This is a genomic window from Sphingomonas sp. 22176, from assembly GCF_052045505.1.
In the GTDB taxonomy this organism is placed as follows: domain Bacteria; phylum Pseudomonadota; class Alphaproteobacteria; order Sphingomonadales; family Sphingomonadaceae; genus Sphingomonas.
This window is the reverse complement of sequence record NZ_JBQEPL010000001.1, coordinates 269,426-285,654: the sequence shown is the minus strand read 5'-3', so window position 1 is coordinate 285,654 and position 16,229 is coordinate 269,426. Positions and strand designations below refer to the sequence as shown.

Here is a 16,229-nt window from a genome sequence, read left to right as displayed (position 1 = left end):
ACGCCGTACGATCACCGTTCCTGCCGCGACGCTGGATGTCGCCATCGGGCAATTGGCCCGCCAGACAGGCGAGGACATCGTCAGCACCGATCCCGGACTCCGTACCATCCGCACGCCAGCGGTGCATGGCGCACCGACGGTGGACGCGGCGCTGCGCCAGCTGTTGCAGGGCACCGGCTATCGGGCGCGGCGGCTCCCCGGCGGCGGGTATCGGATCGAGCGCATGGCCGCGCCGCCCGCGCGGAAGCCACTACCGCCACCGGCGCCTAGCGCGCCTCCTCCCGCGGTGCAGGATCCCGACATCGTCGTCACCGCCAGCAAGCAGCGGATCACGTTGCTGCGGTATCCGGGCAGTCTCACCCAGATCGCCGATCGCACCGCATTGCCGGGGACTGCCACCGGCACGCTGAGCGATGCCGCGCACCAGGTGCCTATCCTGCAGAGCACCCAATTGGGCGCGGGGCGCAACAAGGTGTTCATTCGCGGCATCGCCGACAGCAGCTTCAACGGCAGTACTCAGGCGCCCACCAGCGTCTATCTCGACGACGTCCAGCTCAACTATTCGGGGCCGGAGCCGGGGCTGCGGCTGTACGACATGGCGAGCGTGGAAGTGCTCGAAGGACCGCAGGGCACGCTCTATGGCTCGGGGGCGATCGGCGGCGTGATCCGGCTGAGCTCGAACCCCGTGAACTTGCACGATGTCGCCACCGCGGCCACCGTCGGTGTCACCGCCACCGGCGGCGCGGAGCCCGGCTTTGACCTGGCCGGCATGCTCAACCTGCCGTTGCTGCAGGACATGGCGGGGGTGCGGCTGGTGGGGTACCATATCCGCGACGGCGGCTATCTGCGCGACGTTGGTCGCCAGCTGGGGGACGTCAATCGCAGCGACACCAGCGGCTTGCGCGTCGCCGCCCGTGTCGCGCCCGGGGACGGGTGGCAGGTCGAGGCGAGCGGGGCAGGGCAGTGGATCGACGCCGCCGACGGCCAATATGCCGAGCGGATCGAAGGCGCGCTGGCACGGCGGACCCTGCTAGCCCAGCCCTTCGACAACCGGCTGCTGTTTGGGCGGCTGGTGGTCAGCAAGGATTGGGACAATGGCCTGCGCTTCGTATCGGCGAGCGGGATCACGGGCTATGACACGCGCGAGACCTTCGATGCGACGCCCCGAAGCGCGCAGGGCGCGGTGCTCGGGCCGGAGACGATCTACCGCGCCAATCACGACAAACAGCTGCTCAGCCAGGAGGCGCGGCTGTCCCGATCGATGGCGAACGGCAACAGCTGGGTCGCCGGTTTCACGGTCGTCAGCGACCGCGACGTGCTGACCCGTAGCGTCGCCCAGGCCGGGCGGGACATCAGCATCGTCGGCGTCACCAATGTCACCAACGCGGTGTCCGGGTTCGGCGAAGCGACGGTTGCGCTCACCCCCAGCCTGTCGGTGACCTTAGGGGGGCGCTATTCGAGTGCGCGGACCGACGGCAATCCATCGGCCCAGGCGCGGCCGTCCAGCTTCGTGAAGGGGCGGATGACGCGGCGTCTCGATCCAACCTTCGCCGCGTCGTGGCGCCTCGCGTCGGATCTGGCGCTGTTTGCGCGGTTCCAGACCGGCTACCGCACCGGCGGCCTCGCGGTGGCGCCCGGTATCGGGCGAGTCACCGATTACAAGTCCGATGCCATCACGGTGGTGGAGACGGGGGTGCGCAAGCTTCGGCGCGGGGCGACCGGCCTCGCCGCATCGGGCAGCATCTCCGCCGCGTGGTGGAAGAATGTGCAGGCGGACCTGATCACCCAGCGCGGCCAGCCCTACACCGCCAATATCGGCAACGCGAATATCGTCGCGGTGGAGGGCAATCTCGATTGGGTGCCGGTACGGGGGCTGCATGTGCTCGGCGCGTTCCTGTTCACCGACAATTATGTCCAGGGGCCGATCGCGAACCTGTCCAGGCGCAACAACCGGCGCCTGCCCGAAACGCCGCCCTTTGCTGCGCATGCCGGCCTATCCTACGCTTGGGAGAGCGCTCGCGCGCAGCCGCGGATCGGGGTCGCGGCCGATTACACCGGCCGTTCGCTGCTCGGCACCGGCGACTTTCTCGATGTGAGCCAGGGCCGGTACTGGACCGCCGACGCGTTCGCCGCGATGCGCATCGGCAAGGCCGAGCTGAGCGTCACGCTCAACAACCTCACCGATCGCCGCGCGAACCAGTTCGCCTTCGGCAACCCGTTCAGCCTCAGCCTGCGCGACCAGCTGACCCCGCTGCGGCCGCGCAACGTGCGGATCGGGATCACGACGGGCTGGTGATCGCCGTTTCCGCGGGGGCAAGCGGAAAGCGGAGCGATACCCGCGTCCCTTCGCCGGGTCGGCTCTGCACGGTCAGCCGGCCCTGATGGACTTCCATGATCCGGCGGACGATCGACAAGCCGAGCCCGGCCCCGTCGGAGCGCTGATGATCGGCCCGCCAATAGCGTTTGGTGGCGTCCTGTGGATCGGAAGCCGCGATGCCGGGCCCGTCGTCATGCACCATCAGCACACCGTCCGGGGCGACCAGCACCTCGATCATGGTGCCGGCGGGGGTGTGGCGGCTGGCGTTGGTGATCAGATTGGCAAGTGCCAGCCCCGCCAGCACCGGGTTGCCGCGCACGCGGACCGGCGCGAGCGGCGCATCGAGCGCGATCGTGTCCCCCGCCGCGAGGATCTGCGGCGCGTGCAGGCCAATGGTTTCCTGCGCCAGGACGCGCGCGTCGAACGTCTCGAACTTGTCGTCGGCCATCACTTCCAGCGTGGCGAGATCCTGCAGCTGGGCAACGACATGGCCAAGCCGATCGACCGAATCGCGCAGTCGCGCCCGCAGCAGGGGATCCTCGACGCTTTCCAGCTCGACGCGGTGCACGGTCAATGGCGTGCGCAGCTCATGGGCGACATTGGCGACGAACTCGGACTGGTTGCGAAAGCTGGCCTGCAGCCGCGTCAGCAGATCGTTGGTGGCATGGGCCAGCGGCGCCACCTCCAGCGGCAGCCCGGCTTCCTCGATGCGCACGTCGAGGTTGTGCGGGCCGATCGCCTCGGCCTGTTGCGAAGCGTCGCGCACCGCGAAGAACAGCCGGGCGATCAGGGCGCTGTTGATCAGCGGCAGCAGCAGCAGGATCGAGATGAGCACCGGATCGTAGCGGCGGATGAAACCATGGACCACGTCGTCGAGGATCGCGCCCGGGCCGGTGCGGTCCTGCGTCACGATCACCCAGATGCGGCGTGCCCCCACCCGCACCGGCTGGCTGACACCGACGAACGCGCCGGCGCGGAAGGCGGCCTGTTCGGCCGCGCGCGGCGCTTCGCGCCAGGGCACGAGATCGGCATAGGGGCTTTCGGCAAGCGTACGGCCCGCCCCGTCCGCCACGACGAAGGCGCGCCCGTCATAGGGCGAGGCGTAGAGATGGACCAGCACGGGATCCAGCCGGACCACCGGGCCCGCGGCGGCGCCGGTGATGCCGCGGGCGATCGCGCGGGCCTGCTCGGCGAGGATACGCTGTTCGTAGCGATGCGCCTCGGTGCGCAGGAACGAGGTGAGCAGCATCGGCAGCGCGACCGCTGCGATGGCGATGGCGCCCAATTCCAGCAACAGGATTCGGGCGATCAGCGAGCGCGGCCAGAACTTCATCGTGCGAGCCTACTGCAACCCCGCCGCGCCCGCCATCAGGCGGCGACGTCGCGCATCATGTAGCCGACGCCGCGGATCGTCTCGATGCGGAGTGTCGCGCCCGCGGCCTCCAGCTTGCGCCGCAAGCGATAGGCCTGCACCTCGAGCGCGTTGGAGCCCACCGGCTCGGTCAGACCATATAGCTGGTCCTCGGCGAACTGCTTGCTCACCACCTGGCCGAAGCGGCGGAGCAGCAGCGCGGCGAACTGGCGTTCGCGGGCAGTGAGGATGACGGGCGCCTCGTCCACCGTCAGGTCGCCGGACACGGTGTCGAAGCGGACATTGCCGAAGCGCAGTTCCGCCCCGGCCAGTGCGCCCTGGCGCCGCAGTACCGCGTGTAGGCGGGCGGTCAGCTCGTCGACGTCGAACGGCTTGACGACATAATCATCCGCCCCCGCATTCAGCCCGGCGATCCGCGCATCCAGCGCGCTGCGGGCAGACACGGCGATCACCGGGATCGGATCATTGTGCGCGCGCAGGCTGCGAACGAGCGCCAGGCCATCCCCGTCCGGCAGCCCCAGGTCGAGCAACAGCGCGGCATAGCGCGCCGCTTCCAGCATCTGCCGCCCGTCGGCGAGGTTCGATGCCACGTCACTCTGCACGCCCCGCCGCTTCAGCGCTTCGGTCAGCGCGGTCGCGAGCGGCTGGTCGTCTTCGATCATCAGCACGCGCACGATTTCACAGCCCCGTAAGTTTCCTGTCAGCCCACACCCCTAATGGCGCGCTGCAGCATCGACCGCAACGCATGTGTGTCTGCTATATTGCACCCGTAAGGGGATTTTCGTGACTGGACATAGTGTGGAAAGCAATACCCTTCCCGAAGCCCGTCGGCTGACGCGGCGGTCGCAAGGAGTGGTGGTCGCGGCGATCGTCCTTGTCGTCGTAGCGCTGCTTGTGCTGGCGACGCTGGTCGAGGCGATGCTCACGCCCAAGCCGGTACAGGAAGCGCCGCTGCCGCCGGGAGCTTTCCGTCCGACCCCGCAGCAGCTGGCGCAGATGCAGTTCGCCACCGTCCAGGGCGGCGCCAATGTCGAGCTGGTGCGCGCCAGCGGTTCGATCCAGGCGGACGGCGACCACAGCACGCCGATCGTGCTCCCCTTCTCGGGCCAGGTGCTCCAGGTGCTGGTCGAGCCCGGCCAGCGCGTGACGCGCGGCCAGCCGCTGCTCCGCATCGCCTCGCCCGAGCTGATCGATGCGCGCAACACCCTGCTCGCGGCAAGCGCCCAGCGCGCCAGCGCGGCCGAGGCGCTGCGCATCGCCCAGGGCAACGTCACCCGCCAGAAGGCGATCACCGAGACCGCCGGCGGCGCGATGAAGGATTATCTCCAGGCCCAGGCCGATTTCGTCGCCGCCCAGTCCGCCGCGCGCCAGGCCGAGTCGGCCCAGCGTGCCGCACAGGATCGGCTGGCGCTGTTCGGCAAGACCGAGGGTGTCGGCACCTCCGCCTATACCGTGTACCGCGCGCCGGTTTCCGGCATCATCGCCGATCGCAACGTCGCGCCGGGCCAGTTCCTGAGCAGCGGCAACGCGACGCCGGTGATGACGATCACCGATCCCGCCCGCGTCTGGCTGGTCGCCCAGCTCGCCGAGAGCGAGGCGGCGAGCATCCGCGTCGGCGACCAGGTGGTGGTCACCACCCCGGCACTGCCCGGCCGCGAATTCACCGCGACGGTCGACAATGTCGCCGCCGGCCTTGATCCGACGACGCACCGCCTGCCGGTGCGCGCGACGATCGCCAATCCCGGCGGCGAGCTGAAGCCCCAGATGTTCGCCGCGTTCACGATCCGCCGCCCGGTCGATACCGGCAAGGGCGTGCTGGTGCCCGCGGTGGCGGTGATCCATGAGGGCGACACCGCCCGCGTGTGGGTGAAGGCCAAGGACGGCCTGATCTATGGCCGGCCGGTGCAGATCGGCGAGAGCGACGGCGGGCTGACCCGCGTGCTGAGCGGCCTGAACCCGGGCGACCGCATCGTCGCCAAGGGCGCGCTGTTCGTCAACGAGGCGGGTCTCGGCGAATGAACCGCCTCGTCGAAATGGCGCTGCGCCAGCGGATGCTGGTGCTCACCCTGCTGATCGGCATGATCGCGGCGGGCGTGATCGGCTTCATGAACCTCAACATCGAGGCCTATCCCGATCCGGTGCCGCCGATGGTGGAACTGGTGACGCAGAGCGACGGCATCTCCGCCGAGGAGATGGAGCGCAACGTCACCACCCCGATCGAAGTGGCGATCGCAGGCCTGCCGCACCTCACCGCGGTGCGCTCGATCTCGCTGTTCGGCCTGTCCGACGTGCGGATCCAGTTCAGCTATGACGTGACGCACGAACAGGCCCAGCAGATGGTGCTCGGCCGCCTGTCGCAGCTGGGCAACCTGCCCAACAACGCGCAGCCTTTGATCTCCCCCACCAGCCCGATTGGCGAGATCTATCGCTACCGCCTCACCGGCCCGAGCGGCTATTCGGTGATGGACCTCAAGACCATCCAGGATTGGGTGCTTCAGCGCCGCTTCAAGCGCATCCCGGGCGTGATCGACGTGACCGGCTGGGGCGGCAAGCTGCGTTCCTACGAAGTCCAGCTCGATCGCGACAAGCTGACCGCGCACGGCATCACCGTGCCGCAGGTGCTGAGCGCGATCGGCAAGAGCGATTCGAACGTCGGCGGCCAGACGGTCAATTTCGGCGAGCAGGCGGCGATCGTTCGCGGCGTCGGCCTGATCCAGTCGGTCGATGCGATCAACAATGTCCTGGTCGGCACCGCCGGCACCACGCCGGTGCTGCTGCGCGACGTCGGCACCGTGAAGATCGGCAACCTGCCGCGCCTGGGCGTGGCCGGCGAGGGCGCGGACGACGATATCGTCATGGGCATCGTGCTGATGCAGCGCGGCGCCCAGTCGCTGCCGACGATCAACCGGGTCAAGGCGGAGATCGAGGACATCAATTCCAGCGGCGTGCTGCCGCCGGGGGTGAAGATCGAGCGCATCTATGATCGCTCGGACCTGATCGGCGTCACCACCAAGACGGTGATGCACAATCTGCTCGAAGGCGTGCTGCTGATCTTCATTCTGCAGTGGCTGTTCCTGGGCGACCTGCGCAGCGCGCTGATCGTCGCGATCACCATCCCCTTCGCGCTCTCGGTCGCGGTGCTGATCCTGGTGATCCAGGGCGAATCGGCCAACCTGCTGTCGCTCGGCGCACTCGACTTCGGCCTCGTCGTCGATGCGGCGGTGATCATGGTGGAGGCGATCTACCGAAGGCTGGCGGACCGATCCCAGGCGATCTCCGACGGGCGGATCCATGCGACCTCGGCCAACCGCTTCTCGGCGATTCTCCATGCTTCCAGCGATGTGAGCCGCGGCATCTTCTTCGCCGCCGCGATCATCATCGCCAGCTTCCTGCCGCTGTTCACGCTCACCGGCGTGGAAGGCCATATCTTCGGCCCGATGGCCAAGACCTATGCCTATGCCATCGCCGGCGGCTTGCTGGCGGCGTTCACCGTCTCGCCGGTGCTCTCCGCGCTGCTGCTGCCGGACAAGCTGAAGGAAGTGGATACCTGGGTGGTGCGGCAGATCCGCCGCGTCCTCGAGCCCGCCATTGCCTTCTCCATGGCCAATCGCGTGCTGACCTTCGGGCTGGCCGGGCTGCTGGTGCTCGGTTCCTTCGCGACGATCCGCGTGCTCGGCGTCGAGTTCCTGCCGCACCTCGAGGAAGGCAATCTCTACATCCGCGCCAGCCTGCCGGCGTCGATCTCGCTGGAAGCCGGCGAGGATGCGGTGAACGGCATCCGCAAGATCATCGCCAGCTATCCCGAGGTCGACCGTGTCGTCTCGACGCATGGCCGCCCGGACGACGGCACCGATCCCACCGGCTTCTTCAACGCGGAGTTCTACACGCCGCTCAAGCCCTTCGACAGCTGGCCGAGCGGGGTGACCAAGGAGAAGCTCACCGCCGAACTGCAGGCCAAGCTGCAGGCGAAATATCCGGGCGTCGAGTTCGAATTCTCGCAATACATCCAGGATAACGTCGAAGAGGCGTCGTCGGGGGTGAAGAGCTCCAACTCGCTCAAAATCTATGGCAGCGACCTCGAGACGCTCGAATCGATCGCCAACCAGATCAAGGCGCAGATGGCGCAGGTGAAGGGCGTCGCCGATCTCGGCATCTCCGATTCGCTCGGCCAGCCGACGGTGCGCATCGACGTCGATCGCGCCGCCGCCGCCCGCTACGGGCTGACGCCGGACGACATCAATTCCACCGTTGCCGCGGCAGTGGGTGGCCAGTCGAGCGGGGACCTGTACGAGAAGTCGACCGACCGGCACTTCCCGATCGTCGTCCGGCTTGATGCCGCGCAGCGCGACGATATCGAATCGATCCGCCGCATCCAGATCGGCGCGCCCTCGCCGACCGGCAACGGCATCATCCAGGTGCCGCTGTCCGAAGTGGCGAGCGTCAAGCTCACCTCGGGTGCGTCGTTCATCTATCGCGAGCACCAGGAACGCTATGTCCCGATCAAGTTCAGCGTGCGCGGGCGCGATCTGGGCAGCACGATCGGCGAGGCGCAGGCGCGGATCGCCAAGCATGTGCAGCTGCCGCCGGGCTATCATCTCGAATGGGCGGGCGAGCTCGGCAACCTGACCAACGCCGTCAACCGGCTGGAGGTGGTGGTGCCGATCAGCCTGGTGCTGATCCTGGTGCTGCTGTTCGCGAACTTCGGCTCGATCCGCGATACGCTGCTGGCGTTCAGCGTCATCCCGATGGCGATGGTGGGCGGCGTGCTCGCGCTGGCGCTGACGGGGACGGCGTTCAGCATTTCCGCCGCGATCGGCTTCGTTGCCTTGTTCGGCATCGCGGTGATGGATGGCATCCTCGTGGTCAGCACGTTCAACCAGAACGTCAACGAGGACATGGATCACACGGCCGCGATGGCGGCGACGGTGAAGCATTCGCTGCGCCCGGTGATCATGACCTGCCTCGCCGCCGCGATCGGCCTGCTGCCCGCCGCAATGTCCACGGGCATCGGCAGCCAGGTGCAGAAGCCGCTGGCGCTGGTGGTGGTGGGCGGCATGACGCTCGCGCCGCTGCTGATCCTGCTGGTGTTGCCGCCGCTGATCCTGAAGTTCTCGCGCCACCAGGGCGCGCATGGCCACACCGTCCGTCGCCACCATGTCGACGGCACCCCGGCGGAGGAGGCATGATGCGCCGCACTTCCATGATCGCGCTCGTCCTGCTCGCCGGCTGCACGGTGGGCCCGCACGACCTGAGCAACCCGGTGCCGACGCCGCCTGCCCAGGCGCCCGGCACGATCGCGCCGACGAGCGGCGCGGCGCAGCAGCTGGTTGCCGGCGCGGCGGTGGTGCCGAACTGGTGGCAGGGCTTCGGCAGCGCCCGGCTCGACGCGCTGGTCGCGCAGGCGCTGGCGCACAACAACGACCTCGCCGCGGCCGAGGCCAATCTGCGCCAGGCGCAGGAACTGACCAAGGCCGCGTCCGGCAGCACTGGGCCGCAGGTGGATGCGAGCTACCAGGCGCAGCGCACGCGGATCTCCAAGGCGCTGTCCGGCCCGCTCGCCGACCAGAACGACTATCTCTACACGCTGCACACCGCGCAGCTGAGCGTCGCCTATCCGCTCGACCTGTTCGGCGCCGGCCGCAACAAGGTGCGCTCGGCACGGGCGGCGGCCGAAGTCGCCGCGCACCGGCTGCACGCGGCGCAGGCCACCGCGGTCGCCAATCTGGTGCTGGCGGTGATCCAGCACGCCGCGTTGCAGGCGCAGATCGAGGCGACGCAATCGGCGATCCGCGACAATCGTGATCTGGTCGATTTGCTGGAAAAGCGCCGCAAGCTCGGCGATATCGGCGAGGCCGATGTCGGCGCGCAGCAGACCGCGCTCGCCACGATCGAGGCGACGCTGCCGCCGTTGCTCCGCCAGGCGCAGCACCAGGCCGGGCTGATCGCGACGCTGACCGGCCAGGCGCCGGGCACCGCGGGCGACCTGCCCACGCTGGCCGAGCTGCAGCTGCCCGCCAGCCTGCCGCTCGCGCTGCCGGCCGACATCGTCGCGAGCCGCCCGGACGTGCGCGCTGCGGATGCGCAGGTGCGCGGTGCCGCAGCGGACGTCGGATCGGCGATCGCGGCGCGGCTGCCCTCGATCACGCTCAGCGGCAATGCGGGCGGATCGGCGACCAAGTTCCTCGACATGTTCCAGGACGGCAATCCGTTCTTCTCGATCGTCGGCGGCATCACCCAGCCGATCTTCCATGCCGGCCAGCTGAAGCACCAGCAGCGTGCCGCCGAAGCGGCACTGGAGGAGGCGAAGGCACAGTATCGCGCGACGGCGCTGCAGGCGTTCCTCGACGTCGACGATGCGATCGCCGGGCTGCGCACCGACGCGGAGGCGCTGGATGCGGCCGCACGCGCCGATGCGGCGGCAAGCCGGACGCTGGCGATGACGCGGCGGCAGGTGGAGCTGGGTGCGCTCGGCACGCTGCAACTGCTCAACGCCGCGTCGGCCGCCTCGCAGGCGTCGGTGCAGCTGGTCCAGGCCAAGAGCGCGCGGCTGGCCGACAGCGTGGCGCTGTACCTGGCCTCGGGCAGCACGCCGGCGGATCTTCAGTCCGCCGGCCGCTGAGTTACTTCCCCGTCGCCGCGACGTTGGCCGCGTTGACGTTCCAGCCGCGCACCGAAAGGTGGGCGGGGGCGGCGACGCTCGCCGGATAGCGCACGCTGAGCACGCGGTGCTGGCCGGGGAGCAGCGAGACATAATTGTCGCTGTAGAAGGCCGGCAGGATACGCTTGCCCTCGGCATCGACCAGGGTGAGCTTGGCGTTCAGCACCGGCACCGTGCCCTTGTTCGCGACGGTGACGGCGATCACCTTGTCCTCGCCCTCCACCTTGGGCGTGCTTGCCTGTACGTCCAGCGGCACCGAGGCGAGGCTTTCCAGCGCGCGGTAGGCGGTGTCGTCGCGGCCGCGCCAGTAGAAATTGCGCGAGAGCTGGGTGCCCTTGGCATCGGTCAGCGTCAGCTCGACGAGCAGCATCGGACTGGCCGCATAGAGCCGGTCGAGCGGCACGTCGTCCAGCGTGGTGACGCGGTTGGCCTTGGCATCCACCTTGTCGGTGCGGGCGAAGAGCTGGACATTGTCGAGGCTGACCACCCGCGTCTTGGCGGTGAGCCCGCGCTGGTCGTCGCGCGTGGTGTTGAGCACCACCAGCTGATTGTCCGGCAGGTTGAGCTGGATGTGCACCGGCTCCGCCGCGCTCTTGGCGCCGTAATAGGAGGCCTGGGTGTCATAGTCCCAGCTGTAGATCTGCCAGGTGTTGGACGGCCAGGCGGGGTGCGTCATCCACAACAGGCGGCCGCTGTTCTTGGTCCAGAGATGGCCGAGGAACCCCTCGAACATCGCCTTGTGCGTTTCGAGGTTCATCATCTGCGCCTTGCGCTCGAAATCCTCGAAGCTCAGCGGCTCGCCGAACATCGCGGTCAGCGCGCCCATGAAGGTCTTGGTGTCGCCGTTCCCGCCGAAATGCCAGTCGTGATAGGCGAGCGTGTCCGACAGCGGCCAGCGATCCTTGGCGGGCATCGTCGCCGAAACCGATTCCAGCGTGGAGAGCGACGGCGTGCCGGTCTCGACCGAGAAGCCGGTGGCGAGATCGGTGAAATAGCCCTCCGGCTTGCGATAGTTGTACGGCCCCGAGCCCTGCAGATTCACCTCGTTCGAGCTGCCGGTGTACCAGCGGGTGCCGTCCAGCTCGCGGATCAGCGTGTCGAGCCCCTCGTTGAGCGTCGGATAGGGCACGCCCTCGTTGCGGCCGAACCACACGACGATCGAGGGGTGGTTGCGATAGCGCGCCACCACGTCGCGGGCATTGGCCAGGAACAGCGCCGCATCGTCCGGCTCGACCTGGAAATTCTGGGTCGACTGCCAGAAATCGTTGAGCACCATCATGCCGTTCTCGTCGGCGAGCTGGTAGAACTCTTCCTCGTCGTTGTTGCCCATCCAGTTGCGGATGATGTTCATGTGCGCTTCGCGCTGGAGGCGGAAATAGGGGGCGAGCCGCTCGCGACTGACCTGCTTCATCGCATCGTCCATGCCCCAGTTGCCGCCGCGCGCGGCGATCTTCACGCCGTTGACGCGGAGCGCGAGGTGCGGTTCGGGCAGCGTCTCGTCGGGAATGGCGGTGACCGCCTTGGAGGTTTCCCCCGCCAGCGTAAGCGATTCGGCCCAGCCGGTGGGGCTGCGCTTGAGCGCCTCGTGGCGGACGTCGATCAGCTGCTGGCCGGCAAGGCCGCCATCGGTGGTCTGCACGTTGACGCGGCGCAACTGGCCGAGATGGTCGAACAGCGAGAGGTCGTAGCTCACCTCGCGGATGCCGAAGCGCAGCGCCTTGCTGTCGCTCGGCTGGCCGCCGGCGGCGAGGTCGATCTTCAGATCGTGCAGCGCGGGATCGCCATAGCCGTTTGGCCACCACAGCTTGGGGTCGCGCACGGTCAGCTGGCGGAATTCCGCGGGCGTGAAGCGGATCTCGCCCCGGCCCGGCTGCGCGGTGACGGTCTTTTCCACCGTCACGTCGTCGAACGCGGCGCGGATCGTCACCGACTGGGCGGCGCTGCCACGATTTTCGAACGGCACGGTGATGTACACATCGGCGCTGTCGGTGCGCGGCAGCGGCAGGTCGGTCACGACATGGGGGTCGCCGATCTTGACGTCGCCGGTCGCGACCAGCTCGACCGGACGCCAGATGCCGGTGTTGCGATCGCGGATGCCGGGGATCCAGTCCCAGCCCTCGGTCGCGACGAAGGTCGGGCCGTCGATGGCGAGCTGGCCGCCATTCTCGCCGACGCCGGCCTTGATCGACTGTTCGTGCGGGATGCCGGGATGCGGCGGCGGCGACACGCGCACGGCGATCACATTCTCGCCGGCGGCCGGCACGATCTCGAACTGGCCGCGGATGAAGGCGCCGCGCGTCTCCCCCTGGCGCTGGCCGTTGACCCACACTTCGGAGGCATAGTTGATGCCGCCGAACACGAGCGTCAGCCGCTTGCCGGCCGCTTCCGCGGGCACGGTGAAGCTGGTGCGGTACCAATAGTCCTGCCGCGCCAGGCTCTCGGGGATCTTGAGGTTGTTCAGCCCGTAATAGGGATCGGGATAGACGCCGCGATCCACCAGCGTGGTCAGCACCGTGCCGGGGACGGTCGCGGCATACCAGGTGCCTTCGGGCTTGCCGGGCCTGGACAGCGTCCCACCATCGGCCGGCACGCCGGGCGCTGCCGCAAGCTGCCAGCCGTTGATCTGCCAGTGCAAGGGGCCGAGGGGGGCAAGGCTCGGCAGCGCCGGTACCGGCTTCGCCACCGCGGGCGTATAGGCGGTGTCGCTCTGCGGCAGCGTCCAGGGATCCTGCTGGCGCGTCATGCCGATATTGGCGGTCTTCTGCAGGTTCCATCCCACCCCGACCTGCCACATCTGGACCAGCTCGAAGGCGGGCGGGGCGGCGGCCTCGCCCTGCACCTCGGTGGCGCCAAGCGCGACGCCGCGTAGCTGCGCCTGCACCAGCGATCCGCCGAAATGCGGCTGGCCCGGGGTGACCGGCGCGAGCGCGATGTGCGAGGCGACCGCGGAACCGTTGAGCGCGCCTTCGCCGACCTGCTTGCCGTCGAGATAGAGCCGCACCCGGCCGCCCTCGATCACCGCGGCAACATAGGCCCAGCGGCCGGCGGCGAGTTTGGGGGTGCTGTTCACCGCGGTGCCGCTGCCGAAGAAGTGTAGCGCGCCATTGCGCAGGCCGAGGCAGCGGCAGTCGCCTGCCGGGTCGCCGAACGCGATCAGCGTCACCACACCCTGCGGCACGACATCGGGCTTCACCCAGGCCGAGAGCGTCACCGGCGCGCCCGAGCGGAGCAGCGCATCGGCACCGCTCAGCGGTCGGTCGATCCCGATGCCGCCGGCGAGGAAGCTGGCATTATAGGGCCCAGCATTGTCCGGCTCGGCCGCCTGAACGGCTGTCATCGCGACTAACGCGGTGCCGGCCAGCATCGCACGGGTGAAACTGCGCATCGGTTGTATTTCCCCAAAACTGGACCAGGCACGCCATGTCGGCGTCCCGGTTTTATTCACCAAATTTCGCAATTCAACCGGCGAGAATGGTTCGACGCTTGCACCCTGACCGTAAATCGACTGATATCGCAACCAAGATGAGTAACGGCCGCCCTCCAATCCGCCTTTCCGGAACCAATTTGGAACGCGCCGCGGACCATAACCAGCGGGTGACGCTCCATGCCATCCGCGCCAACGGGTCGCTGACCCGCGTCGATCTGGCGCGGATTACCGGGCTTACCGCAGCGGCGATCGCCAACATCACCAAGCGGCTGCTCGCCGACGGACTGATCCAGGAGGCCGGGCGGCGCTTCGGCGGCCGCGGCCAGCCCCCGACCAATCTGATCATCAATCCCCAGGCCTGTTATTCGCTGGGGCTCAACATCGATCGCGATCACGTCACGCTGGTACTGGTCGACTTTCTCGGCGAGACGGTCGCCCGCGCTGCGCGCGAGATCGACTTCGCGCTGCCCGAGCAGGTCGCCGAATTCTACCGCGCCGAGGTGGAGGTGCTGCTCGCCTCGGCCGGCGTCGATCCCGCGCGGATCGTCGGCCTGGGCGTGGCAACGCCGGACGATCTCGGGCTGATCGACCTGCCCGGCAAGCCCGACGCCTATCGCCAATGGGAGCATGCCGATCTGGCCGAGCTGCTCGCCTGGCCGCTCGATGTTCCCGTTTTCGTCGAGAACGATGCCGCTGCCGCCGCGATGGGCGAGCTCCAGCTGGGGCTCGGCCTGCAGCATTCGAGCTTCTTCTACATCCTGATCTCCTCGGCACTGGGCGGCGGCCTGGTGATCGACAGCAACTATTTCCGCGGCGCCACCGGCCGCAGCGGCGAGCTCGGCTTCCTCACGCACCGTGACCCGGACGGGGTGGTGCGGCAGATCCAGGCGCATGTCTCGCTTTCGGGCCTGGCCGCGCCGCTCGAGGCGGCAGGCTACTCGGTGCAGGACATGCTGACCTGCGACGGCGGGGACGCAACGCTCGAAGCGGTGGTCGATGCCTGGATCGAAGAGGCCGCGCGACTGCTGGTCGGCCCGCTGCTCGCAGTGAACTGCCTGATCAATCCGGAGACGGTGCTGATCGGTGGACGCCTGCCGCGTCGCCATGTCGACCGGCTGGCCGAGCGCGCCAATGCGCTGCTCGCCGAGCAGGGCGGCGATGCGCCTGCGCTGGCGCCGATCGCCCGCGCGCAGCTTTCCGCCGACGCACCGGCCGTGGGGGCGGCGATCCTGCCGTTCAGCTATTTCCTGCTGCCGAAGAGCAGCGCGCTTTGGAAAGACACCGCTGACAGCGTTGCTGCCACGGCCTAACCCTTCATTAAATCAACCGAATAACTTTAATCTTGTGCCCGGCGGCCGTGCGGGGCAGAGGAAAAGCCGCGCGCAGGGCGCGATGGTTCAGGAACAGACCGGCGTGCTGCCGGCCCGCTGGGGAGGAATGTCGGTGGCGATCGATCGCATGGGAAACCAGCCAGCTTGGGGCTTCCGCCGCTGATGTCGACCACGACCCTTCCCGTTGCCGGCATCGAGCTCGGCGGCACCAAGTGCATCCTCACCCTCGCGCATGGCCCCGATCACATCGTCGCGCAGGAAACCGTGCCGACCGAGGCGCCCGAGAAGACGCTTGCCGCGCTGGAGGCGGTGCTCGCCGGCTGGTGGGGGACGCGCGGCTTTGCCGCACTCGGCATCGCCAGCTTCGGGCCGGTGTGCCTCGATCCCGCCCACGCGCAGTTCGGCCATATCCTCACCACCTCCAAGCCGAACTGGAGCGGCACCGACGTGGCCCGCCGCCTCGCAGCACCCTTTGCGGTGCCGATGGCGTTCGACACCGACGTCAACGGTGCGGCGCTGGCCGAGATGCGCTGGGGCGCGGGGCAGGGGCTGACCGACTTCGCCTATGTCACCGTCGGCACCGGGGTCGGCGTCGGGTTGGTGATCAACGGCAAGCCGACCCGCGGCATCGGGCATTGCGAGATGGGCCATATCCGCGTGCCGCGCCTGCCTACCGACACCGCGCCGAGCGGCTGCCCCTTCCATGACGATTGCATCGAGGGCCTCGCCTCGGGCACCGGCATCCGCGCGGCGCTGGGCGATCAGCCGGTCGACAGCGTTGGCGAGGACCATCCGGTATGGGACCGCGTCGCCTCGGCGATCGCGTTGCTCTGCCACACCATGGTCGCGACCGCCGGGCCGCAGCGGATCGCGATCGGCGGGGGCGTGATGCAGCGCCAGCCGCATCTGCTCGCCCGGATCGACCCGCTGCTCCGCGAGAGCATCGCCGGTTATCTGACCGTGCCGCCGGCGCCCTATATCGTCTCCCCCGCGCTGGGCGACCAGGCCGGGCCGATGGGGCCGATCGCGATGGCGCTGCAGGCACAGGGCAACTAACCCTCGGCAAAGTTTGGCCGGCGCATGGACTTGGGCGCCGGTCCTGCGGTATCGCCTCCCCCAACAAC

The 16,229-nt window shown here is 68.6% G+C and carries 9 protein-coding genes; 6 read left to right on the top strand and 3 right to left on the bottom strand.

Annotated elements, in window-relative coordinates:
- The first annotated feature begins 52 nt into the window (after positions 1–52).
- The gene (locus ACTJKY_RS01335; RefSeq protein WP_440843684.1) at positions 53–2,296 is read left to right on the top strand and encodes a TonB-dependent receptor domain-containing protein; all 2,244 of its coding nucleotides are present in this window, start codon (positions 53–55) and stop codon (positions 2,294–2,296) included.
- Here ACTJKY_RS01335 and ACTJKY_RS01330 read toward each other — a convergent pair.
- Positions 2,280–3,650 (bottom strand): sensor histidine kinase, encoded by a 1,371-nt coding sequence (locus ACTJKY_RS01330; RefSeq protein WP_440843683.1) that lies wholly within the window; start codon positions 3,648–3,650, stop codon positions 2,280–2,282. The two genes, ACTJKY_RS01335 and ACTJKY_RS01330, sit on opposite strands and share 17 nt — an antisense overlap.
- Before the next feature lie 35 nt (positions 3,651–3,685).
- Positions 3,686–4,351, bottom strand: coding sequence for a response regulator transcription factor (locus ACTJKY_RS01325; RefSeq protein ID WP_440843682.1), 666 nt, complete (start codon positions 4,349–4,351; stop codon positions 3,686–3,688).
- A gap of 136 nt (positions 4,352–4,487) precedes the next feature.
- Between ACTJKY_RS01325 and ACTJKY_RS01320 the strand changes: the two genes are divergently transcribed.
- From ACTJKY_RS01320 to ACTJKY_RS01310, 3 genes are read left to right on the top strand one after another with little or no spacing between them, the layout of a single operon-like run.
- The gene (locus ACTJKY_RS01320) at positions 4,488–5,708 is read left to right on the top strand and encodes an efflux RND transporter periplasmic adaptor subunit (protein ID WP_440843681.1); all 1,221 of its coding nucleotides are present in this window, start codon (positions 4,488–4,490) and stop codon (positions 5,706–5,708) included.
- A complete protein-coding gene (locus ACTJKY_RS01315) occupies positions 5,705–8,875 on the top strand; it encodes an efflux RND transporter permease subunit (RefSeq protein ID WP_440843680.1) in 3,171 nt (1,056 codons plus the stop codon). The genes ACTJKY_RS01320 and ACTJKY_RS01315 overlap by 4 nt, the downstream gene beginning before the upstream one ends.
- Positions 8,875–10,308, top strand: a complete 1,434-nt coding sequence (locus ACTJKY_RS01310; protein ID WP_440843678.1) for an efflux transporter outer membrane subunit — start codon at positions 8,875–8,877, stop codon at positions 10,306–10,308. Before ACTJKY_RS01315 ends, ACTJKY_RS01310 begins: the two co-directional genes overlap by 1 nt.
- Position 10,309: 1 nt before the next feature.
- On the opposite strand, the gene ACTJKY_RS01305 is transcribed toward ACTJKY_RS01310, so the two are convergent.
- Entirely contained in the window at positions 10,310–13,732 is a 3,423-nt protein-coding gene (locus tag ACTJKY_RS01305; protein ID WP_440843677.1) for a glycosyl hydrolase 2 galactose-binding domain-containing protein, read from the bottom strand.
- A gap of 179 nt (positions 13,733–13,911) precedes the next feature.
- On the opposite strand from ACTJKY_RS01305, the gene ACTJKY_RS01300 reads away from it, so the two are divergent.
- Positions 13,912–15,084, top strand: coding sequence for an ROK family protein (locus tag ACTJKY_RS01300; protein ID WP_440843676.1), 1,173 nt, complete (start codon positions 13,912–13,914; stop codon positions 15,082–15,084).
- A gap of 183 nt (positions 15,085–15,267) precedes the next feature.
- Positions 15,268–16,161 (top strand): ROK family protein, encoded by an 894-nt coding sequence (locus tag ACTJKY_RS01295; protein ID WP_440843675.1) that lies wholly within the window; start codon positions 15,268–15,270, stop codon positions 16,159–16,161.
- Positions 16,162–16,229 lie beyond the last annotated feature (68 nt).

Bases quoted from the DNA above. Each gene is read 5' to 3' on its own strand.
- ACTJKY_RS01330 (WP_440843683.1), bottom strand. From the start codon at position 3,650: ATGAAGTTCTGGCCGCGCTCGCTGATCGCCCGAATCCTGTTGCTGGAA.
- ACTJKY_RS01325 (WP_440843682.1), bottom strand. From the start codon at position 4,351: ATGATCGAAGACGACCAGCCGCTCGCGACCGCGCTGACCGAAGCGCTG.
- ACTJKY_RS01315 (WP_440843680.1), top strand. From the start codon at position 5,705: ATGAACCGCCTCGTCGAAATGGCGCTGCGCCAGCGGATGCTGGTGCTC.
- ACTJKY_RS01310 (WP_440843678.1), top strand. From the start codon at position 8,875: ATGCGCCGCACTTCCATGATCGCGCTCGTCCTGCTCGCCGGCTGCACG.
- ACTJKY_RS01305 (WP_440843677.1), bottom strand. From the start codon at position 13,732: ATGCGCAGTTTCACCCGTGCGATGCTGGCCGGCACCGCGTTAGTCGCG.
- ACTJKY_RS01295 (WP_440843675.1), top strand. From the start codon at position 15,268: ATGTCGACCACGACCCTTCCCGTTGCCGGCATCGAGCTCGGCGGCACC.